The organism is Actinoalloteichus sp. AHMU CJ021 (assembly GCF_002895405.1).
GTDB lineage: Bacteria > Actinomycetota > Actinomycetes > Mycobacteriales > Pseudonocardiaceae > Actinoalloteichus_B > Actinoalloteichus_B caeruleus.
This window is the reverse complement of sequence record NZ_CP025990.1, coordinates 3,866,143-3,886,910: the sequence shown is the minus strand read 5'-3', so window position 1 is coordinate 3,886,910 and position 20,768 is coordinate 3,866,143. Positions and strand designations below refer to the sequence as shown.

Genomic DNA, 20,768 nt, shown 5'->3' with positions numbered 1-20,768 from the left:
TTCCTACTGCTTTGTCCGCGTGGTGAGAGTCACCGCGCCGGCGACGACTCCGTCGATCATGGCGGTGACGAGATCCCGGGTCGCGTCCAGGTGTCGCCGCAGTGTGGTCTCGTGGTTCGCTGCGGCGAGAAGCGCCTCTTCCAGCCGCTCCACCTCGGAGGTGTCGAGGATCGGCACGCTCCAGGTCTGCCACTCGGTGGGCTCGTTCGGCAGCCGGTTGATGATCGCCGCTACCGCGTGGGGGCCGATTCCTGCCTGCGAACTGATCCGAAGGATCTTCGACGGGGAGGCCACCAGCGATCCGCCATGGTCGTCGACCCTCGCGGTCGGGCGTGGCCGTTCCGCGAACACCACATCCCCTGGATCTGTTCGGACGGCGCGCGGATACAGCCGCGCAGCATCGAACGGGTCGAGATGCGCAGTGCCATGTGGCTCGGTCGCGGACAGGACCGTGACGGAACCAGCAGGATTGTCGTGAGTGGGGTCGATCCGGCTGCCGCGGAGCACTCGCATGTGCCCCAGGTCTTTCAACTCGCCCAGCGACCGCCTGCGCAGCAACATCGCGCCCGGGGCGCGTTCGGCCAGCACGTCGAAAGGCTGGATCGGCTCGCTCGTCACCAGGGTGGCCGCGTTGATGACGGCGAGGTGCCGCTCGACCTCCGTCGTCGCGAGCCGCAGTGCGCGCACCCCACGGGGTACGACGACAGTGCGGGCACTCAGGATCGGCGGGAGGTCGTGCGGGCGAAGGTAACGGTAGGCACGACCTCGCGTGGCCACCAACGCCCCGGTCACGTCGGAGGCGAGATCGCCGAGGTCCAGCTCGTCTCGGGTGAACGCGGCCAAGTCGACGACCAGCGGCCGTCGCATGGACCCTCCGGTCGCGCAGACCCACAGGCCCAGCGCTTGCCGGTGCGCCTCACGCCACATACCCCGAGGAAGGCGTAGTGCGACGGCGAGGCTCTCCGAGCGGAGAGTCTGCGCTCGGTGCCGCTCCTGCTCTCCCCGTAGCTCGTCACACAGAACGCCAGCCGGGCCGACGACGACCGCGAGTTCACCCTCGCCGAGATCGAGCACGAGGTTGTCGACAAGATCGAGCACCTCGTCGGCGGGCCTGCCGATGGCCGACAACACTCGGACGCCAGGGCCTGCCGCGTCATCGAAGGTTTCGATCTCGCGAATCGCCGCCCTGCGTCTGATGTCCCGCAACTCCGGAGTGCCGCCGGGCACCACGAGATGGGTGAAGGTGTCGGCAAGCGCGAGCGTCACGCTCGACGCCGGGCCGACGTGCACGAGCGGCACGCCTTCGGAGTCGAGGTGGAGGGCGCAGGCTTCGGCGACGGCGTGGATGAGGTCGACTGCGTCGGAGGTGAGACCACGAGTGCCCAGTGTCCGCACTGCCCTTCCTTGCTCCAGCCGGTCGAGTGCCTCGCGCGGGCCGTACGACGCCTCAACCAGGTCGTCGACGAACCGCAGCGTGCAGACGGCCGGCACGGAAGCCTCCACCTCGCGGAACAGCACCCGGTCGTCGGGATCGACACCGCGCGCCAGGGTGATGCGGTTCTCCGCTGTCGTCTCCGCCAATTCCTCCCCCGTCAACACCGCGAGGCAGAGCCACGTGACGAGTTCATCCAGGGGCACGTCATCGGGCACGCTCAACGCTGGTGCGTCGAGATTCGCCTCGGGGTTGTTACCCCGGCCCGTGCGGTCCAGCCACTCGACGACGTCTTCGCGACGGAACCGCTCCATCCCACCCGAGACCTCGACAGGGGCGGGGAAGGGCACATGCAGACCGCGGACGCGCGGCCGGTTGCGCCACATGCTCACGACCGGACGACGGACACGAGCAAGATCAGCGACGTCCTGCAACGTCAACGTAGGCCCCCCACCTGCCACGACACACCTCCTCGGTCTATCCGCCGACTCGCGACACAGAGAGTATCGAGAACGGCCGACTCGCGGGCAGGAGAAGTGATAAGCCGACTTATCCACGTTTCGCGTGCGACAAGGCCACCAGCTTTAGCTCAACCTGTGTTGGCCCGCTGTCGATCATCGGCAGCGCTTCCCACGGGAGAACACAATGACCCAGCACGTCAAACACCCAGCCCATTTCGACAACGACGCCACAGCGGTCGTCATCGAGCGACTGACGATCCACGATCGCGAGGTCGCACGAGAGGCCCAGCGGTGGGTCTCCGGCGAGCGCGGCCCGCTCGTGGAGAACCTCGACACCCTCGCCGGCGCCGACCTGACGAACTACGTCACCGAGGCCGTACGCATCGGCGCCCACGCACTGAGCGTGACCGGACAGGCCCAGGAAGCCCAAGCCCTCGAACGGCTGCTTAAGGACGTCGGAGACAAGACCTCCCACTCCACCGCCCAAGCGGCAGAGCTCACGGCCCGAGCGGTGAAGGAAGCGTCCGAAGCCGTCATGGCGGCGGCCCGTGACGCCAAGACAGCCATCACGGCTGCGGACACCCAGAGCCGCAAAGAGCTCACCACGGCGGTGACGACGGCGAAGCAGGACCTCAACTCCGAGCTGCGCCGAATCTTCGCCGGTGAGAGCCCTGAACTTGTCGAGCGCCTCCAGCCGGTGCTCGACAAGTTCAGTACCGACCTCGACGCGAAGGTGAGCGCAGGAACAGCTGAGCTGCTGGCCAAGGCCGCTCGGCAGTTCGACCCATCCGACCCCACCTCCCCGATGGCCAAGCACGCCGCCGAACTCTCTGCCCACCAGGATCAGCTCACTCAACAACTGGCCAAGCAACATGCCCAGCTGAAGGGCAAGATCGAGGAGGTGTCGACGGCGCTGCGTGTCCACGAGGCCACGACCGCCCTCGCCAAGGTGACGCCGATCAAAGGTGAGTCCTACGCAGGCTCGGTGCACACCGTGCTGACGGGCATCGCCGCGGGCCTCGGCGACGACTACACGGACACCAGCACGACCACGGGCCGGCTGCCTCGCTGCAAGAAGGGCGACGGTGTGCTGAGTCTGAACGACGGCGTCGCCCGCGTCGTCATCGAGATGACCGACTCGTCGCGCGCCGGCTGGACCGACTACTTCGCCGAAGCCGAGCGCAACCGCGACGCCGTCGCCTCGCTGGGCCTCGTCCGCACCATCGACCAGAACGGCGGGCAGTCCCTCCGGGTGATCGGGGCGCAGCGGCTCGTGCTGGCCTTCGACCCCGACAACGACAGCCCCGACCTCCTGCGCACCGTGATCATGCTCCTGCGCACGACCGCGATCGCGACGGCAAGCCGCAAGGGCGTTCACCAGGTCGCCACGACCGAGGAGAAGATCGCCGAAGCACTCAATCACCTGGTGAAGATCGATTCGGTCAAGAAGCTGTCCGCCACGATTCAGAAGTCGGCGACCAAGATCGACAGCGAGTGCACCGTCCTGAATTCGGCTGTCCGACGCCTGCTCGACGAGGCGCTTGTTGCACTGGCCGGTGCTCACGCGACCGGTCCCGAACTTGTCAGCGCGACCGAGTCCCACGGTGCCGCGTGACTCACGGCGAAGGGCGACGTTGCCGCAGTGCCCGGCAACGTCGCCCTCATCCATAGCCAGCGCCTGGCCCGCCGCAGTCGTGGGGTGGAGGGAGGATGGACGGGTGCTGATCGTGCGTGCCACCAAGAAGCTGCTGCGTCTGGCGGGTCCGTCTACCGCGCGGGACGACGATCGGGGCACGACGTTGCTGGGTCCGTGGTATGCCACTGTCCTGTTCTGGCGGCCTCGGATCGTGCTGCTGGTCAACGAGATGACGCTGCTGCCCGTGCTGCTGCCAATGGCACCTGCGGCAACCCTGACCAGCAGGATCGCCGAGCAGATCAGCACGGCGCTGACCGTCCACCAGGCTCCCGCCACGTTCGTCGACCAGGAACGGCGGCACATGCAGAACGTTCAGCTCGGTGTCACCGCCAACCGCAGCGTTGTGGGCGTCATGACCGAGTTCACCCGCCTCGCCCAGATCCACCACCACGACGATCCCACTGTGGACCTCGTCGAACTCATCGTCCTGCTGGCCGCGATCCCTTGCAGCCCGCTGTACAGCAGGAACGTCAGCCTGGACCGCGAACTCGTCGCCACGATGCAAGCGATCACTACCTGACACCGAACACGCCGCCAGGCACGTTCGACCACATTCACTTGAGTTCGAAGGCCCCGCGCACCGATCTAGTGCGCTGGTGGTCAACCGCCGCGTCATCCGTGATGCGGCCCTGCCGCCGCCACTCCCGCAGAAGGCGACGGCCATAGTTGTTCGTTCCCGCGATCCGGTCCAACTCCGCGCCGGTCGGCGTGCGGCCCTAGGCCCGCTCGGTCACGTAGTACACCCACATCCGCTGCTCGGCGGTCGGCTCGACCGACGACAGAAACTTGTCCGGGACCACCGCGAGACGCGCCACCGGAGCCGTCTCGTCGCCGGTCTCGCCCGTCTCAGTGGTCTCGTTGGCGGTCTCGGCGCGGTGCCGTTTGAGCGTGCGGTTGAGCAACTCGACAGCCAGCAGCAGCGCCAGCGGTGGGCATGCCGCCACCGCCACGGCGAATACGCTCAGCTCCGGGGCCGCCGCCACGTTCGCGCACAGCGAGAGGCAGATCCCGAACGCGAAGGACACCCAAGCCGCCCACCGGCCACCGTCACGGTGGCCGGTCGTCTTCCACGACTCGACCGTGGCCGTGGTCAGGATGCCGTCCACGATCAACGGCCAGATCGCCGCCGTCGCCTCGTCGGCACCGAACCTCAAAGCGAACTCGCGGCCGTGCCGGTAAGAGGCGTACGCCGCGCCGAGCGCGACCCGCGCTGTGCACGCGCACTGCACCCATAGCGCGCGGTCCCTCCGAGGGGTGGCCGTGGCTCTCACCGCAGCACACCTCCCGCCGCGCGCCGCTCGTCGTCCGGGCAGCAGCCGACGCAGGCGAACACCTGCGAGCCGGTCACCGACCGACCCACCGGCACATGCGGCACACGAACACGGAGATAGTCAGCGCCGCACGCCACGCAGGCCAGCCCGTCGGCCTGCGACGCGGTCAGTCCGGCGTTGATCGTGTCGCCGCTCATCGGGAACCACCCGCCGCCAGACGACGGGTGCCCACCGCGCGGATCGTGATTTCGGGGCCTTCGACCAACACTTCGCGGTTCGTATGCTGATGCGTTAGGCCCACCACCCGTGACCTGGGAGAACGATCGAACAGGGATCAGCGGAGTTGGACGCGGGTGGCACTCTGGGTGCGCTCATGGCCAAGACTCGTCCGCGCAAGTGCCCGACCCTGGGGCCACGTCGAGCAGCGTGGTGGCTCCCGGCAGGTGCGGGCTCTCTCCGGAGGGGCTCCGGAGAGAGCGGGCGGCGGACGGCAGGCGGTTGGCCGGCTCATGCTCGAAGGCCCTCCCGCGCATCAGGGTGTCGACACCGCTCGGCGGACGAAGAGCGCGGCGGCTCTCGTCTCCGGTCGTGGACGAGCGGACCTGGACGCGGTTCGAAGGGCCCCTCGTGGGGTCAGCCGCTGTCGGTATGCGCGGTGGCAGCCGAGGCTTCGCGCCAGGGAGCGGTCTCGCGTTCGATGCGTTCGGTCATGGCGGAGCGGCGGTCCAGTGCGTCCTGGCCAACGGGCAGGTGCAGGGGGAGCTTGTCGCCGGAGGCAACCCGGTAGATGAAAGCGGCACCCTTGACCGGGTCCCCGAGCTGCTTGTGGTTCGCCTCCTCCGCCCAGTCGAGGGTGACGTGGGCCGGGGTGTCGTCGTAGTCGGCGATGCGGCTTCCGGGCAGCTGTACCGAGGAAGCATCGAGGAAGTCGGTGCGGAACACGCCGGGCTCGACGACCATGCTTTGGATACCGAAGGGCGCAAGCTCGGCCGCGAGGGCTTCGCTGATCCCGGCGACCGCAAACTTGGAGGCGGAGTAGATGCTGACGCCCGGCTCGCCCTCGAAGCCGGACCGGGACCCGATGTGGACGAGCTTGCCCTTGCCTGCCGCACGCATGCTCGGCAGGACGGCACGGGTGGTGTTGATGAGGCCGAAGACGTTCACGTCGAACAGCGCGCGTGCCTCCGCGTCGGTGATCTCCTCGAGCGCACCGAGCAGGCCCCGGCCGGCGTTGTTGACGAGCACGTCGACCGAGCCGAACCGCTCGATGACCTCGGCAACGGCAGCACTGATCCGCGTCCTGTCGGTCACGTCGAGTCGTACCGGCAGCGCGTTCGGGTGGTGGCGGACATCCTCGGGCAGGTACTCGGGGCGGCGCGCGGCCAGCGCGACGTGCTCGTCGGAGGCAAGGGCGACCCGAGCGATCTCGAGACCGAGGCCCCGGCCAGCGCCGGTGATCAACCAAACAGACATGTCAGTGCTTCCTTTCGACGGGGTTCCGCGCCGCGCGGCCGCTACTGGTTCATGGTCGGTGCGGCGGCGAGCTCGGCGAAGGCCCGCCGTGTCCTGGGACGGACTGGGCCCCCTTCCTCCCTTGCGGCCGGCGGCGGGCTTGGGACACTCGAGCTGTGCCCCATCACCTCGAGCCGCGCCTAGCCGACTACCTGCGCGCGGCGCGCGCTCGTCTCTCACCGGAACAGGCCGGTATCCGAGGTGCGGGCCGGCGGCGGGTCGAGGGGCTGCGACGCGAGGAGCTCGCGATGCTGGCCGGCGTCAGCGTCGACTACTACACGCGTCTGGAGCAGGGCCGGAGCAGGAGCGCCTCGCCGCAAGTGCTCGATGCCCTCGCCGATGCCCTGTGCCTCGACGAGGCCGAGCGCGCGCATCTGCACACCATCGCGCGACCGGGGCCGGCGCGCCGCCGGCCTGCCTCGCGGAGGCAGCGGTTGCACCCCGCGACGCGGGCACTACTGGACGACCTGGAGGCGGTGCTCCGACCCGCGTTCGTCCTGGGACGTCGACTGGACGTCCTCGGGCAGAACCGGCTCGCCGCGCTCCTCGTCGCGGACTTCGCCGAGATGCCCGTTCCCGAGCGGAACCAGGCACGTTTCGTGTTCCTCGATCCGCACGCCCGGGAGCTCTACGTGGACTGGCCCCGGGTTGCCGCCGACACGGCGGCCATGCTCCGGATGGATGCCGGGAGGTATCCCGAGGACCCCGAGCTGGGGCAGCTCGTCGGTCATCTGTCGATTCACAGCCCGGAGTTCAGGAGCCTCTGGGCCCGTAACCGGGTGCACGAGCGAGGCACCGGCGCGAAGCAGTACCACCACCCGGTCGTCGGAGACCTCACGATCACTTACCAGGCGTTCACGCCTGGCGACGACCCGGACCAGACCCTGCTGGTCTACGGCACGGAGCCCGGGTCCAGCTCGGCGCACGCACTACGGCTCCTCGCCGGCACGGCCCCGACGGGTTCCCCGGATCTCCCGAGGAACGAACGACACTCGACGGCGCCCGCCAAGCGCCACCGCTGACGACCGCCTGTCTCAGGGCGCACACCGTCTCGCGATCTCACTCCGCCTGCTGGGTCCCGTCGTGCGCACACGTTCGCCATGAGACCTCTTGGACATCGGCTGGTATTTTAGTACTAGAATATGCTCATGGAGCTGACGCCGGCGGAACTGACGGTGCTGGGCCTGGTCATCGAACGGCCCCAGCACACCGCCCGCTGGCCAGCGTCGAGGTGAGCGCCCTGGGTGGTCGGGGAGGCATCGTGGGAGCGGCCGAGCTGGCCCGCGACGACCTGGTGGGGCGGGAGAGCACCCTCAGGGCGGCTCCGACCCGGTGAGCCGGGCGGGTCCGGGGGTGGTCCCCGTGCGCACCTCCGCCGGGCAGCCGCACCCGGCCGGAGCGGAACGTGCCGGGTGCCACCGTCGTCCCGGCCGGGAGGCGCGCCCCTGGAGGGCCCGGTTCGGCAGGTCGGTCAGCGCGGCACGGGAGGCGTGGGCCGAGGGCGGCCGATGATCTCGGCATGCGGCCTACCGACGACCGGCTCCGTGGTCGACCGGCTCCGTGGTCGTGGAGCCCGGAGCCTCCCCGCGACTGGTACCGCAACCTGCTGGCCGACCCCCGCCTCACCCTGCACCTCAAGGAGTCGGTGGTCGTCGACCTTCCGGCCACGGCCGTGGAGGTGACCGACGTCGTGGATCGCCGCCGGGTCCTGGACGACGTCCTCGACCAGCTCAGCCGGCCGGACAACCCGCAGGGGCTGTCCGAGGAGCTCGACCGGGCGGGATGGCATGCGCGGAGCCCGCTCCTGGAGATCATCGGCCTCACGGGGTGAGCCGTCCCTGAGCTCTTGCGCCCGGCATCCGCCCGAGGCGGGTGCCGGGCCGAAGCCGGAGGAGGGGGCAGCGGTGGGCGGCGGCGAGGCGAGGAGTGGCAGGACGCGCACAGGGGACCCGCCCGGGGAGTCATTCGACGGGTGACGGGTGACCAGGTCGAACGGTGTTCGACACGGAGCGCGGTCGAATGCGCCACGCGCATATCGCCCGACCGGCTGGACCTCGTGGAAGCCGCCGTCGACCGCTTCCTCCGAGGAACGCGCCCCACTGGGTGAGCCGGGCGTCCCGGCGGCGGCGCATCAGGTCGCGGTGGGCCCGGCGGGAACGTCAGAGACACATGCACCCCCGACCAGGTCGAGACGTGCCCGCCACCGCCTGGTTTCACCACCACCCGGACCGAGGAAGCGCGTTGCTCCGACGGTGCGAGGTCGGAGCGCGGGAACACCGCCCGACCTGCGTGGCGTGTGCCCGGGTGCCGATCCTGCTCGTCGGATCACGAGGATGGCTCGGTCGCCTCGGCCGGGGTGGGGAGCCCGTCGCGAACCGCGCGGATGAAGGCGCTGGCGGCGGCGGAACGGTCTCCGTCCGTGACCAGCAGGGTTTCGCGCCGTCGCACGAACGCGGTATCGCGAACACGCACCCACGTCACTCCCCGGGGCACGGTGCCAGCCGCCAGACCGGGCAGGACGGATATGCCGAGGCCGGCGGCGACGAGACCCAGGCGTGTCTGCCAGCTTGGCGTCCCGTAGCCGATGGTGGGATGGGCAAGCGTCGGCCACGCGCCGAACTGCGGTTCGTCCTCCTTGCTCGTACCGACGATCCACACCTGGTCAGCGAGGTCGTGGGTGTCCACCTCGTCCCGCTCGGCGAACGGGTGATCGATGCTGACCGCGACGCCGAGTCCGCTGCCGGTGCGGACCGCCTCGGTGCGCAGGCCGGTGAAGTCGTAGTCGGGCAGCCCGTCCCCGACGGCCACCACCGCGACCTCGATGCGCCTCGCCCGTAGCCTGCGCATCTGAGTGGGGCTGCCGGATTCCCAGAGCCGCACCGTCAACGCCGGGTGAGCCGCGCGTAAGCGTGCGATGGCCTGGGGCAGGAGCGCGGCGGCGGCCGTCGGATAGGCCCCCACGACCAGCCGGCCCGCGATCCGGTCCCGCAGGCCGGCCACCTCCAGTTCGGCCGCCTCCAGGTGCGCGAGGACCTTCCTGGCGTGCCGTAGGAGGATCTCACCGGCCGCGGTGGGTTGGACACCGCGCGCCCGCCGCTCGAACAAAGGGCTTCCCACCGCGCGTTCCGCCGCGCTGACCTGCCGTGACACGGCGGACTGCGTGTAACCCAACGCCTCGGCGGCCGAGGTGAAGGATCCTCGTCGAGCGACTTCCACCACCACGCGCAAGCCAACGAGCGTCACCTCGGACATGTCAGCAAGTATCCGCTCCAGTGGCGGCGGATTCCGCTCATCACCGGGTGCGTTCCTCGTCCGCCGCACGGGAGGAGTCCCGCTGGCTCTCCAACGAAGCGAGTCGTCGCCGCACGGTGGAGGTGACGGCGTCGTAGGCATCCGAGTTCAGCAGCAGCCGCAGGGGCGGGTTACCGGACGTCACGGCCTCGATGATCGCGTGTGCGACGCCCGACTGGCTGCCGACCATGCCGTCGACCTTCGGTGTGGGAAAGTCCGCGGGCCCGCCGCGATAGGGCTCACTGACCGGGACCCGTTCGGCCGCGTCGTAGAAACCCGTCCGGACCATGCCCGGCTCGACGAGGACGGTCCTGATCCCGAACGGCTCGATCTCCTGGGCGAGTGCCTCGAAGTAGCCTTCGACTCCCCACTTGCTGGCATGGTAGATCGCGAATCCTGGAAAGGTGATGTGCCCGCCCATACTCGAAAGCTGGACGAGCACCCCGCCACCCTGGTCACGCAGCAACGGGACGCCTCGGCGCGCGACTTGGATCGAGCCGGTGAGATTGGTGGCGATCACGCGCTCGACCTGTGCGTCGGTGAGATCCTCGCCAGCACCGAAGACGCCGTAACCAGCGTTGGACACGATGACGTCGATACGCTCGTGGTCGGCGAACGCCTCCCCGAGTACCTTCTCGATCCGTGCGGTGTCAGTGACGTCCATCTGCCTCCGCCACAGCCGATCACCATGTTCCTCGACGAGGCCGTCGAGCCGCTCGGGCTCCCGAAGCGTCGCGGCGACCCTGTCTCCGCGCTCCAGGACCTGTTCGGCGAGCTCGCGACCGAGACCGCGAGAAGCCCCCGTGATCAACCACGTGGTCATGCTGGTTCCCTGTTCTCTACTCCGCTTTGTGGTGTCGAGTGGAATCCGGCGCGCGATCGCACCGCGTCCACGCCGCGACGGACTCGCCCGACCTTCCTGACCACCACTCCGGTCAACGAGATCAGCGGCCCCACTCCCGACCCGCTCTTCGCTTCGTTCACGGTGCCCGTATCCCCTACCTGGTGGTCACCACCACCCTGCGGGAGAACAGGAATGACGACAAGCGATACCTTCGCACTGCTGCCATGCGCGGCTCGCATACCGACATTCGGCGGTGGACCCGGGACCGACATGCCCTGACCCACCGACGTCGTCACCGCCCCAGCGCGAACATCATCTCAGCAGCCACGCCGAAACGCCTTGGTGTTCCCACACCGGATACCCGGCTCATAGTCGCCCGCGCACCGGTGACGACGACGCGGCAGCCTGACCAGCACACCGACCTGGTCAGCCAGCACGAGCATCGACCGAGGGCGAATCGTCTCCAGGTAGGACGCGACACTGTCACGATCACCACCATCCATCGGGAGATTCCCGAAGGGGAGGAATGATTCTTCGCGCGCTCATTCCTGAAAGACGACCGGGAATCAGGACACCCTGCCGACGAGGCGCGTTTCACCAAGGAGAACATTCGCCGCGCCCCCAAACCGAGCCTCGTGCGAACCCTCGTCCACGCGCACAGGGAGCGGTACGGCCGCCGCCCTCGCCCAACATCCAGCTGAGCAGAGGGCGATCCCTGAGCCGGCCCCACATGCCGCGTCGTCGCTACCCACCCGGCTGCGCGACCTGCTCGGGCGACGGAAGCACGGGCCGCCACGATCGTCTGATCGACGAGGACCTCGCATCGCAGAGCACGAACGCGCGGCGCCCGCGGTGCTCACCACCACGCCGTCCAGCCCGACACCCAGGACACCAGTAGGCCCGTCTCCACCGGAGACGGGCCTGCTTCGATAAGCGGATTCGAGGCGCCAGTAGGCCCTCTATGGTGGAGCTGAGGGGAATCGAACCCCTGACCTTCTCGATGCGAACGAGACGCGCTACCAACTGCGCTACAGCCCCGTGTTCCGTTGTGCGTCGAAAGCATAGCAGCGCCCGGACGAGGGGGGTGCACCCACCCCCACCCAGCCGGGCGCCGCGGCCCCGGTGGGGACCGTTCAGATCCAGCCGTGGTCCCGGGCCCGCTCGGCGGCCTGCCACCGCGTCCCCACCCCCAGTTTCGCCATCGCCGACGAGAGGTAGTTGCGCACGGTCCCCGGCGAGAGGTGCACGACGCGGGCGATCGACCGCGCGGTGATGCCGTCCCCCACCTCCGCGAGGACCTGGCGTTCGCGATCCGTGAGCGGGTTCTCCCGCACGGCCAACGCGTCGGCGGCCACGTCCGGATCGACGTACCGCCCACCGGCGTGAACCCGGCGGACCACATCGGCCAACAGCGCCGCCGGCGACGTCTTCGGCACGAAGCCGCGCGCTCCGTTGGCCAGCGCGTCGCGTCGGAGTGCCGGAGCAGGTTCGTCGTCGCCTCCCGCAGCACCCGGCCGAGGATCACCGAGGCCGGGGTCCCAGGCTCGGGAACCGCCGGGAAGCCGACGGTCGTTCCCCGGATCCCGGCCGATTCGACCAGGTGCGTCACGGCCACGATCTCGGCACCCAACTCCGTCCGGCGCCGCTCCCTCGCCACCTCCCGAACCTCCCGCAGCGCGGCCCTCGCCAGCCGGTGCGTCTCCGCTACCTCGGCGTCGGCCCGCTCCGGATCCACTTCCCGGAGTCGCAACGCCAACTCGCTCTTGAGCGCGACCACCTCCAGGCTGTGGCCCAGGATGTCGTGCAGGTCCTCCGCCAGCCGCATCCGTTCCCGGTGCCCCGCCATCTCGACGGCGGCTCGCTGGGCGTTGTCGAGCTCCGTGGCCGACCGCCACGGGGGTTTCCGGGTTCGGGCCGGCCACGGTAGTTGGATGTCGAATCGGGTGGGCACGGTCAGGCCGCCCCGGCGGTGTCGCGTTCCGCGTTCGTGAGGAAGCCGGCCTGGCACCTCTCGCTCGTTCACATCCACTGCCCCGCGCCCCCCTCCACTGAGGTCGATGGTCCTCACGGGGCCACCGGTCGACCATCGTGGTGTCGTCAGAGCAGGACGGAACGAGGGCGTCCGGTCACGGCGGACAACCGACGCCGGACCGGGGGTGGGTGGTGTCGACGGTTCGCGAGGAGGCGCGGGCGGACGATTGGGGGATTGGTTTCGTTCGGGACTGAAGGCACGGAACGTGTCATCGTGTGTGGGCTCAGGGGCCCTGTCTCGGTACGGACTGGTTCTCCGCGAGTCCGTACCGCCCGGCAGTCCGATCACACTGGCGATCGGTCCCGAGGCGGTGTCGGAAACCCGAGCGGGGAACCGCTCCGCGCCCCGTGGCGACGTGCCACGAGAAACGGAGCGGCGCCCGTTCCGGCGGCCCACTCCCCCTCGGCGGGGCGAGGACCTCCGCCCTGAGCTCACGACGTCCTTCCCGGATGCGACCTGGAGCCGATCCTCGGACCGGCGCCAGCACGTGGGGACCTCCGGCGTCAGTGCCGCGCGGCGGTTCGGGTGCGGCGCTCGCCGTCCCAGGGTCCGACCAGGCGGGTCACGGCCGGAAGCCCCCGTTCCCGCCCGCCGCGCACCCGCGTCACAGGGAGCAGGTGGCGCCTTCCGCTGGCACCTGGAGGTTGATCAGGTACTCGGCGGCGATCGCGCGGCGGCCGTCGGTGCCCGACCGTGGCCGTCCCAGGGGACGGCACGTCACCGGCGGCCGGCGCCGGTCGTTTCCCGCGGGTCCCCTGAGCCACGCGGTGCGACCAGGAGCCGGTCCTCTCGTGGTGGGGTTGACCCGTCGGCCGCATGGGGCGTGCGCGATGCCGTGAGCGCGGTTCCCCGCCGATCCGCTGCCGTCCAGTCCCAGTCCTCACCGTGGTCCCTTCGGGGACGCCGCCGCGACCGAGGACCGTCCGCGTGAGGCCGACGGTCCCGCGCCTTCCCGGATCTGGACGCTGTTCGGCTGCCCACCGGCTCCCGGTGCGCCCCTCGCCGGTTCGGGTGAGGCGCGCGGCCGTCGCGCCCGGCGCATCCGGGGTCGAGGGGTGATCGTGCCGGGTGGGTGACGTGGCCGGGCCGGCGTCGGGGTCCGTTGGTGGGTGGTCACCGCTGGTCGAGTGCGTGGTGCACCCAGACGTTCGGCTCGACGTAAACGGCGTGGTCGGCGTCGACGTCGACCACGACCGGGACCAGCGCTCCGGGCACCTCCACGGGGCCGCTGCTGGTCAGGGGGAGGTCCGTCCACTCACGCCACTGCTCGAGGCTGCCGGCGATGGTCATGGAGGCGGGGCAGGGGCGGAGCAGACGACCCCCGGCCCTGGCGTGCACCCGCAGCCACGGGTCGGCGGGCAGGCCGTCGTCCCGGGTTTCCCGTGCGTACTCGCCCATCGGCTGCCGGGGCCGCTGGTGCTTGTGGGTGGGCCGGACGGGCGCGACTAGGTCGCCGAACCGCAGCCGCCGGCAGTTGTCGGCGAGCAGCGCCAGGACGCGCGCGGCGAGGCCCCTGCCCTGGAGGTCGATCCGCACGGAGATCTCCAGGGCGCTGACCGCGTTCGGGGTGATCCCCTCGCGGTCCTGGAGGAACGCCGTGGTGAGCACCCAGTCCCAGCCGCCGGGGCCGAGTTCGTCCGGGTCGCGGTCCGACCAGTGGAACGGCACGCTGTGGACCTTGGCCACCACCTCGTCACCGTCGAGCACGACGAGCTGGAACTCCGGGAACCGGTCCACGGCCAGGTCGAGCAGCGCGGTGACGGGGTCGTGGTCGATGAAGGCGGGCCAGCCACTGTCGAGTTCCCACAACTCGTTCTCGAGGTCGGGGCGCTCCACCATGGTCACCGTGCGCAGGTCCATCCCGCGAGGATGCGGAGCCGGGCACCCTCCTGTCCAGCGAATTGTCGGCCGCGGTGCCGCGCGGTCGCCTTCCGGTGGGGATGACCGCCGGGACGATCGCGCGGACACGGCCGTTTCGTTCCGCCGGTCGTCGTGGTCGCCCGTGGGTCGGCTGGGCCGTGCCCCCACCGGTCGGCCTCAGGTGGTTCCCGGTCGCGGGTCCGTCCGCCACGCCTCGGGGTGGCCGCCGGTCGGGGACGCGCGGTGGCGGCGCTGCCGGAGTTCCGTCACCGCGAGGACCAGTGCGGCCAGGACGAAGGCGACCGCGCACAGCATCGCCACGGACAGCGCGACCGGCCATCCCTCGGTGCACGACGGCGTCGTGGAGGACGCGGCGGCGCGGCTCGCCGAGGCTGTCACCCGGATCATGAAGGGCGGGGTGGGGACGGAGGAGGTGGCCGGGGAGGAGGACCCGACCACCGAGCTGCTGATCACGACACCGCTCCGGAGTCCGTTCTCGGCCGGGTTGCTGGCGCTCCCCGCCTCCTGGGACGGGGTTGCCGCCGCCAGCGACCGGGCTGGCCTGGGGCGCGTGGTGGCCGGCCTCGCCGACAACCTCCGCGCCGGGGTCACCCCGGAGCCGGTGGCGGACGTGTCGCCCTCGGATCGGCCCAGCCTGCCGGACCGCCGCCGCTGGTTGGCCGAGCATCAACGACCAGAACACCACCACCCCGGTTCTTGCTGTCCCGAATCCCAGCCAAGCCCGGCGCCCCACCCACCTCGACACAATTGGACTGGTCATCGCTGCGAGTTGACTTGCGCCACCCGGTCATACCGTGCCGCACCATGAAGCCCACCCTTCTCGATCAACCAACCGAGCACCACACGCAGCTCCCCCAGAACAGCAAGGGACCCACACAGGCGCCCCGCCGAGTCACACCCAATCCCGCTTCACCGCGTCGATGAACGCCGCGAAGACCTGACGATCAACGACCAGAACACCACCACCCCGGTTCTTGCTGTCCCGGATACCCGCTACGCCGGGCGCCCCGCCCACCTCGACGCAGTCCCCTTGTGGGCCACTCGCTCGCGCCTTCCGCCACCCGGTGAGTTCCTGCGTGGTCATTCTGCCTGCCCTTCGTACTGGTCACGGTATGTGGCGATGGTCTTGACCGAGTCGTCAGGAGACAACGCCACCCCAGCCAGCGTATCGACCGCAGTCGCGTAGGCGTCAGTGTCAGCTCGACGATCGAGGTAGGTTCCCGTCGTCAGATGCTCCAGGTACACGACGGGCGCAGCGTCCACGAACTCCAGCAGGCCGAAATTTCCCATCGCTCCGACCGGAAGCCCAGGCTGTGGGCCCATCGTGAGGGGAACGATCCGTATCGTGGCATGTGGATGCTCGATAAGGTGATCAAGCTGGTCGTACATGATTCTTGGCCCGCCGACGCGGCGCATCAACGCCGACTCGTCCACATACGCTGTGTACTCCGGGGCGTTCTTTCCTCTCAGCACCTCCTGCCGGCCCATTCGAGTCAGCACCAGGTCTTTCGACGAGTACGATCCAGTGCCCGCTGAGATCATCGCGTGTGCGTAGTCCCGAGTCTGGAGGAGACCGGGAATCAGGGTGGCGACGGAGGTAACTCGAGCTGCTTCGCGCTCGTAGTCGATGAGTGTCGCAAGTTGCCCAGGAAGGGACGTTGAAGGGGTCCACGGGGACGCGGCTGGCAGGTCCCGGGTCTGGCTGATGAGCGCCTCCCGTTGGTCACGCGGCAGTTCCAGCGCTCCGACGATTGTCGCCACGAGCTCGGGTGTGAGGATGACTTCCGCCCGCTCCACACGGCCAACCCAGGTGTGTGAGGTACTCAGCCGGCGGGCCAACTCCCGCACGCCGACTCCTGCGTCCTCGCGCGCGGTCCTGAGCGCGTGCCCAACGGCCCGAGCCCTCGGCGTACGCAACTTGGAAGTCCGCTTCATGTTGGCAGCGTACGCGGCGTGATCACGTTCGCCTTCCACCTCATCGGGCGATTGTCTCCACCGATCGGAACAGGATTTTATGGTGGAACAAGTGGAACAATGTTCCATGAACCAGACCTGATCCGATTGTCGGTTCAAGTACCAAATCGCCAGACCAGGAGGCTACTCCATGCCCGGATCTCCCTCCTTCCTGCTACTCACAGGGACGGTTGTCTTGGGAATCGCCGGTCTCCTGGTCATCACCGCGATCCTCATCGGACGTAAGGGAGAACGTGGAGACGATCGGCGACAGCACTACCGCACACCTCCACACAACTCCTCCCGACCCACTCACGCGATCCCCGTAGCCGTACTGCTCGCGACGCGAGCCCAGGACAGGCCGGACGCGCCGCCCGACTCCCCGAGGCGCGCCCACACCGGGCAACGCCGTCCTCGACCGAGGTGCGGCACGTCTGGTGGCGCAGCAGCGCGGGGTGCGCACCGAGCAGCGGCGCCACAGCCCGGATGGGCGCCCACGCCCATCGGGCGGAACGGCAGGACGATCTCCGTACCAGCTGGTCAAAGCCGTCGGATCGGGTCGACGGCAGCCTTACACGCCCACGCAGGAGTCGAGCCCGAGCCGCGCGTCGACCCTGCCCAGGGAAGACGGCGGAGGAGGCTGGCGCGTGTCCGGCACCCCGTTTCCTTCTCAGCAGCCGGCCTCGGTCGCCGAAGGGCGTTACCCCTGCATGCATGCCGCCGCATCCCCATGCCGTTCGACGCAACCGCGTCCCCACCGGGCGCGTCTTCCAGTCGCCGGCACAGCTCCCGGGAAATGGCGAACCGGCCAGGACAGCACGAAGCCCACGCCTCGGCAATGATTTGCCATCCCGACAGCTGAACGGTAGGAAAATAACCCATTCTCCGATCAGTCAAAAAGGGCCTATTCATCTTCCACCCCGCGACATTCGTTACGCGATTCCCAAAAACAACCCCTCTTTGATCATGAAGCTCACACTCCGTACCCGAACGGTGCCGCACCGCTCTAGGTTCACGTCGTTTTGACCGGACCCGGAATCACAGAGGTGTCACCAGGTGGGGGAGCAGAGACGGGGGCGGGCCGTGACGGCACTCGCCCTGTGCGCGGCCACAGCGCTGGGAGCGACGGTCGCCACGGGCCACGCGGCCGCGGAGACCAACAACGGAGAGGCGGCGGCGCCACACGTGGAACGGGCGGCGGTGGCCGAAGCCGCCCGCACGGGAGAACGGGCGGAGATCGAGGCGTACCGGACGGAGACGGCGCAGGTCTTCGCCGCCCCCGACGGCACCCTGACGCTCGAGCAGTACACCCGGCCAGTGCGGGTGCTGGGTGACCAGGGCTGGCAGCCGGTGGACACCACGCTCCACCGCGACCAGGACGGCAGGGTGCGCACCCTGCGCACGCCCACCGACATCGCCTTCGGCAACGGCCACGGGGAACCGATGGCCACCCTCGCCTACGACGACCACCGGCTCGCACTGGACTGGCCGGACGAACTACCCGAACCGGAGCTGTCCGACGACACCGCCACCTACCGGGACGTGCTGCCCGGTGTGGACCTGGAGCTGCGGGCGGACATCGAGGGCTTCTCCCAGGTCCTGGTGGTCACCACGCCGGAGGCCGCGCGGAACCCCGCCCTGGACCGCCTGTCGTACACCCTCGACGTCGGCGACGCCGAGGTGCGCACCGATCCCGAGTCCGGGGTGACCACCGTCGTCGACGACGGGGAGGAGATCTTCGCCGCCGGCACTCCGTTCATGTGGGACTCCGCCCCGCTCGAGGACACGGCCGGCACCCTCGACGCAGGGGACGGGGACGCACCCGTCAGGTCCGGACGTGAGGTCGCGATGCCCGTCGAGGCCGGCCCTGGCGAACTGGCGGTGCTGCCACGCCGGGACATCCTGGACGACCCCGAGACCGTGTACCCGGTCTACCTCGACCCGGGCTTCGCCGGCTCCACCCTGGCCTGGACGCACGTGAACCGGGCCAACCCGGCGCAGTCCTACTGGAACTACGACCGGGACGAGGGCGCGAAGGTCGGGTACGAGTCCCGCACCGGCACCACCTACCGCTCCTACTTCCGGATGCGCACCGAACCCGTGCGGGGCAAGCAGATCCTCTCCGCCACCTTGCGCATCTGGTCCCGCCACTCCTGGTCGTGCGCGCCGAGAGCGACCGAGCTGTGGCAGACCGGTGACATCAGCGCCGCGACGACCTGGAACAACCGGCCCGCGCGGATCCGCCACCTGCACACGTCCACCGACACCAAGGGCTGGGGGCCGAACTGCCCGGCCGGCGACGTGGAGTTCGACGCCACCGCGGCCGTCCGGCAGTCCGCCGCCGAGAACCGGTCAACCGTCACCCTCGGGCTCCAGGCCTCCAACGAGTCCGACACCTACGCGTGGAAGCGGTTCCGCCCCAACCCCGTGCTGGTCGTGGACTACAACTCCTACCCCAACCAGCCATCGCAGCCATCGATGCAGGGAGGTGTGGTGGCCTGCGCCGTCGGCGCCAACCGGCCGTGGATACCCACGACGACGCCCCGCCTGCGGGCTCGGGTGTCCGACCCCGACGGCGGGCTGCTGACCGCGCACTTCGAGTGGGGGCCGGTCGGACAGGCGGCGACCGGTACCCGCAGCGTGTCCCGAATCCCCTCGGGGTCATTCGCGGAGATCACGGTGCCCTCGGGGGCGCTGCGGGACGGCGAGGCCTACTTCTGGCGGGTGCGGGCCCACGACGGCCGCGTCTACTCGCCGTTCTCCCAGTACTGCGGCATGGCCATCGACACCACCGCGCCACACCAGTCGCCGGCGGTGTCCTCGACCGTGTACCCACCGGACCAGTGGAGCGGCGGCATCGGCCGCACCGGAGAGTTCACCTTCGACGCCAACGGCGTGGACGACGTCATCCGCTACCTGTACTCCACCGAACACGACAACCCGACGACCCCGGTGGAGGCCGACGGCATCGGCGGGCCGGCCACCGTCCTGGTCACCCCGACCAGCGAGGGTCCGCTCACGCTGTGGGTCCGCTCCCAGGACCAGGCCGGCAACCTCTCCCCCATCACCCGGTACACGTACCTGGTCTCCGGTGGTAGCCCGCCGGTGAGCCGCTGGAAGTTCAACGAGTTCGACGGTGCCACCACCCCGGACTCCAGCGGCAACGGGCACACCGCCTCCGTGGTGGGCGGCGTCCGGTGGGACGGCGGCCACGACTACACCGCGCCCCACTTCGACGGATCGACGGGCCACCTCACCACGGACACCGCCGGCATCCGTACCGACGACAGCTTCGCGGTGTCCGCCTGGGTGCACCTGGCCGACAAGGGACGCTTCCGCACCGCCGTCAGCCAGGACGCGACCCAGGCCTCCGGCTACTACCTCCAGTACTCCCGGGACGACGACCGCTGGGCCTTCGCCCTGCCCAGAGCCGACGGGTCCAGCTCCGGCACGGCGCGAGCGCTGTCCCGCGAGCCAGCCGAGACCGACGGCTACTGGACCCACCTCTCCGGCGTCTACGACGCCGCCGAGCAGCGGATCACCCTCTACGTCAACGGTGTCGAGCAGAACACCGCTTCGGTGAGCTCCCCGTGGAACGCCGCGGGTCCGGTGCGCATCGGCGCCGCCCAGTGGAACGGGCAGGTGTCCGACTTCTGGTCAGGGGCGATCGACGAAGTCCAGGTCTTCGACCGCGCCCTCACCGGTGACGAGGTGGCCCGCATCTTCAACGAGTCCCATCTGAAGGGGCGATGGGGCCTGGACGAGGGCACCGGCGACACCGCCCAGGACAGCTCGGTGTGGAACCGCCCCGGCACCGTCCGGGGTGGTGCGACCTGGCGGGACGACGCCTACCTGGGCCGCCCGGTGCTGGACCTCGACGGCCGCACCGGCCACGTCGACGGGCTTCCCGTCGTCGCCACCTCGCAGAGCTTCTCCATCACCGCCTGGGTCCGCACGGAGGAACTTGGGGCGTCCGCGCAGACCGCGGTGAGCATGGGCAGCTGGTACGTCAGCGGCTCCCTCCTCCAGTACCGGCCGTCGAGCGGGAAGTGGGCGTTCATGCTGCCCTGGACCCGCGAACTCGGCGGCATGGACATGGCGGAGAGCGACGACCACGCGCTGGCCGGGAGGTGGACTCACCTCGTCGGCGTCTACGACTCGGTCGGAGAGGAGATCCGCCTCTACGTCGACGGCCAACTCGCGGGCCGCGACGACCGGGTGTCCTCGTGGAACGCCGAGGGCGGCATCCAGATCGGACGCGCCACCTATACCGAGGCCGACACCGACTACTGGCACGGCTCGCTGAGCGACGTCCGAGTCTTCTCCGGCGTGCTCAACCAGGACCAGATCAACCACCTCTCGCTTCCCTGACTCCGGCCCCATGCGCTGCGGACG

The 20,768-nt window shown here is 69.7% G+C and carries 17 protein-coding genes, 1 tRNA gene and 2 pseudogenes; 6 read left to right on the top strand and 14 right to left on the bottom strand.

Annotation, left to right across the window (positions count from 1 at the left end; all coding sequences use genetic code 11):
• Positions 1 to 3: 3 nt before the first annotated feature.
• Complete coding sequence (locus C1701_RS16855; protein WP_337661759.1) at positions 4 to 1,872, bottom strand: helix-turn-helix transcriptional regulator; 1,869 nt, start codon at positions 1,870 to 1,872, stop codon at positions 4 to 6.
• A 205-nt stretch (positions 1,873 to 2,077) separates the two neighbouring features.
• Between C1701_RS16855 and C1701_RS16850 the strand changes: the two genes are divergently transcribed.
• Complete coding sequence (locus C1701_RS16850) at positions 2,078 to 3,508, top strand: Fis family transcriptional regulator (protein ID WP_103056203.1); 1,431 nt, start codon at positions 2,078 to 2,080, stop codon at positions 3,506 to 3,508.
• Between the two features lie 103 nt (positions 3,509 to 3,611).
• Positions 3,612 to 4,109: a DUF6933 domain-containing protein gene (locus C1701_RS16845; RefSeq protein ID WP_103056202.1), complete on the top strand. Its 498-nt coding sequence runs from the start codon at positions 3,612 to 3,614 to the stop codon at positions 4,107 to 4,109.
• Between the two features lie 34 nt (positions 4,110 to 4,143).
• Here the strand turns inward: C1701_RS16845 and C1701_RS16840 are convergent.
• The 3 genes and pseudogenes from C1701_RS16840 to C1701_RS16830 all read right to left on the bottom strand — a co-directional run bounded on the left by C1701_RS16840 (position 4,144) and on the right by C1701_RS16830 (position 6,321).
• A pseudogene (locus tag C1701_RS16840) lies at positions 4,144 to 4,860 on the bottom strand (DUF2637 domain-containing protein).
• Positions 4,857 to 5,057 (bottom strand): hypothetical protein, encoded by a 201-nt coding sequence (locus C1701_RS16835; protein WP_103056201.1) that lies wholly within the window; start codon positions 5,055 to 5,057, stop codon positions 4,857 to 4,859. Before C1701_RS16835 ends, C1701_RS16840 begins: the two are co-directional and overlap by 4 nt.
• 436 nt (positions 5,058 to 5,493) lie before the next feature.
• Positions 5,494 to 6,321, bottom strand: a complete 828-nt coding sequence (locus C1701_RS16830) for an SDR family oxidoreductase (protein ID WP_337661758.1) — start codon at positions 6,319 to 6,321, stop codon at positions 5,494 to 5,496.
• Positions 6,322 to 6,488: 167 nt separating this feature from the next.
• Here C1701_RS16830 and C1701_RS16825 point away from each other — a divergent pair, with 167 nt between their 5' ends.
• Both C1701_RS16825 and C1701_RS16820 read left to right on the top strand, forming a co-directional pair.
• Positions 6,489 to 7,394: a helix-turn-helix transcriptional regulator gene (locus tag C1701_RS16825; RefSeq protein ID WP_103056199.1), complete on the top strand. Its 906-nt coding sequence runs from the start codon at positions 6,489 to 6,491 to the stop codon at positions 7,392 to 7,394.
• Between the two features lie 497 nt (positions 7,395 to 7,891).
• Complete coding sequence (locus C1701_RS16820; protein WP_103056198.1) at positions 7,892 to 8,203, top strand: hypothetical protein; 312 nt, start codon at positions 7,892 to 7,894, stop codon at positions 8,201 to 8,203.
• Positions 8,204 to 8,697: 494 nt separating this feature from the next.
• Here the strand turns inward: C1701_RS16820 and C1701_RS16815 are convergent, their stop codons facing one another.
• Positions 8,698 to 9,624: a LysR family transcriptional regulator gene (locus tag C1701_RS16815; protein ID WP_103056197.1), complete on the bottom strand. Its 927-nt coding sequence runs from the start codon at positions 9,622 to 9,624 to the stop codon at positions 8,698 to 8,700.
• Between the two features lie 40 nt (positions 9,625 to 9,664).
• A complete protein-coding gene (locus C1701_RS16810; protein ID WP_016696954.1) occupies positions 9,665 to 10,486 on the bottom strand; it encodes an SDR family oxidoreductase in 822 nt (273 codons plus the stop codon).
• Between the two features lie 182 nt (positions 10,487 to 10,668).
• Here C1701_RS16810 and C1701_RS27580 point away from each other — a divergent pair, with 182 nt between their 5' ends.
• Complete coding sequence (locus C1701_RS27580) at positions 10,669 to 11,037, top strand: hypothetical protein (RefSeq protein WP_337661757.1); 369 nt, start codon at positions 10,669 to 10,671, stop codon at positions 11,035 to 11,037.
• 432 nt (positions 11,038 to 11,469) lie between these two features.
• Here the strand turns inward: C1701_RS27580 and C1701_RS16805 are convergent.
• The 8 genes and pseudogenes from C1701_RS16805 to C1701_RS16770 all read right to left on the bottom strand — a co-directional run bounded on the left by C1701_RS16805 (position 11,470) and on the right by C1701_RS16770 (position 16,355).
• Positions 11,470 to 11,545 (bottom strand) — tRNA-Ala (locus tag C1701_RS16805).
• Positions 11,546 to 11,640: 95 nt separating this feature from the next.
• The gene (locus C1701_RS16800; protein WP_337661756.1) at positions 11,641 to 11,943 is read right to left on the bottom strand and encodes a response regulator transcription factor; all 303 of its coding nucleotides are present in this window, start codon (positions 11,941 to 11,943) and stop codon (positions 11,641 to 11,643) included.
• 209 nt (positions 11,944 to 12,152) lie between these two features.
• Positions 12,153 to 12,332, bottom strand: a pseudogene (locus C1701_RS28165) (histidine kinase); the annotation flags it as partial.
• 1,320 nt (positions 12,333 to 13,652) lie between these two features.
• The gene (locus tag C1701_RS16790; protein WP_026418435.1) at positions 13,653 to 14,399 is read right to left on the bottom strand and encodes a hypothetical protein; all 747 of its coding nucleotides are present in this window, start codon (positions 14,397 to 14,399) and stop codon (positions 13,653 to 13,655) included.
• Between the two features lie 177 nt (positions 14,400 to 14,576).
• Positions 14,577 to 14,873: a hypothetical protein gene (locus tag C1701_RS16785; protein WP_337661755.1), complete on the bottom strand. Its 297-nt coding sequence runs from the start codon at positions 14,871 to 14,873 to the stop codon at positions 14,577 to 14,579.
• Between the two features lie 134 nt (positions 14,874 to 15,007).
• The gene (locus C1701_RS16780; RefSeq protein WP_443098161.1) at positions 15,008 to 15,211 is read right to left on the bottom strand and encodes a DUF397 domain-containing protein; all 204 of its coding nucleotides are present in this window, start codon (positions 15,209 to 15,211) and stop codon (positions 15,008 to 15,010) included.
• Positions 15,212 to 15,312: 101 nt separating this feature from the next.
• Complete coding sequence (locus C1701_RS16775) at positions 15,313 to 15,504, bottom strand: DUF397 domain-containing protein (RefSeq protein ID WP_103056195.1); 192 nt, start codon at positions 15,502 to 15,504, stop codon at positions 15,313 to 15,315.
• A complete protein-coding gene (locus C1701_RS16770) occupies positions 15,501 to 16,355 on the bottom strand; it encodes a helix-turn-helix domain-containing protein (RefSeq protein WP_337661754.1) in 855 nt (284 codons plus the stop codon). Before C1701_RS16770 ends, C1701_RS16775 begins: the two co-directional genes overlap by 4 nt.
• 1,074 nt (positions 16,356 to 17,429) lie before the next feature.
• Between C1701_RS16770 and C1701_RS16765 the strand changes: the two genes are divergently transcribed.
• Complete coding sequence (locus C1701_RS16765; RefSeq protein WP_337661753.1) at positions 17,430 to 20,744, top strand: LamG-like jellyroll fold domain-containing protein; 3,315 nt, start codon at positions 17,430 to 17,432, stop codon at positions 20,742 to 20,744.
• The last annotated feature ends 24 nt before the right edge of the window (positions 20,745 to 20,768 follow it).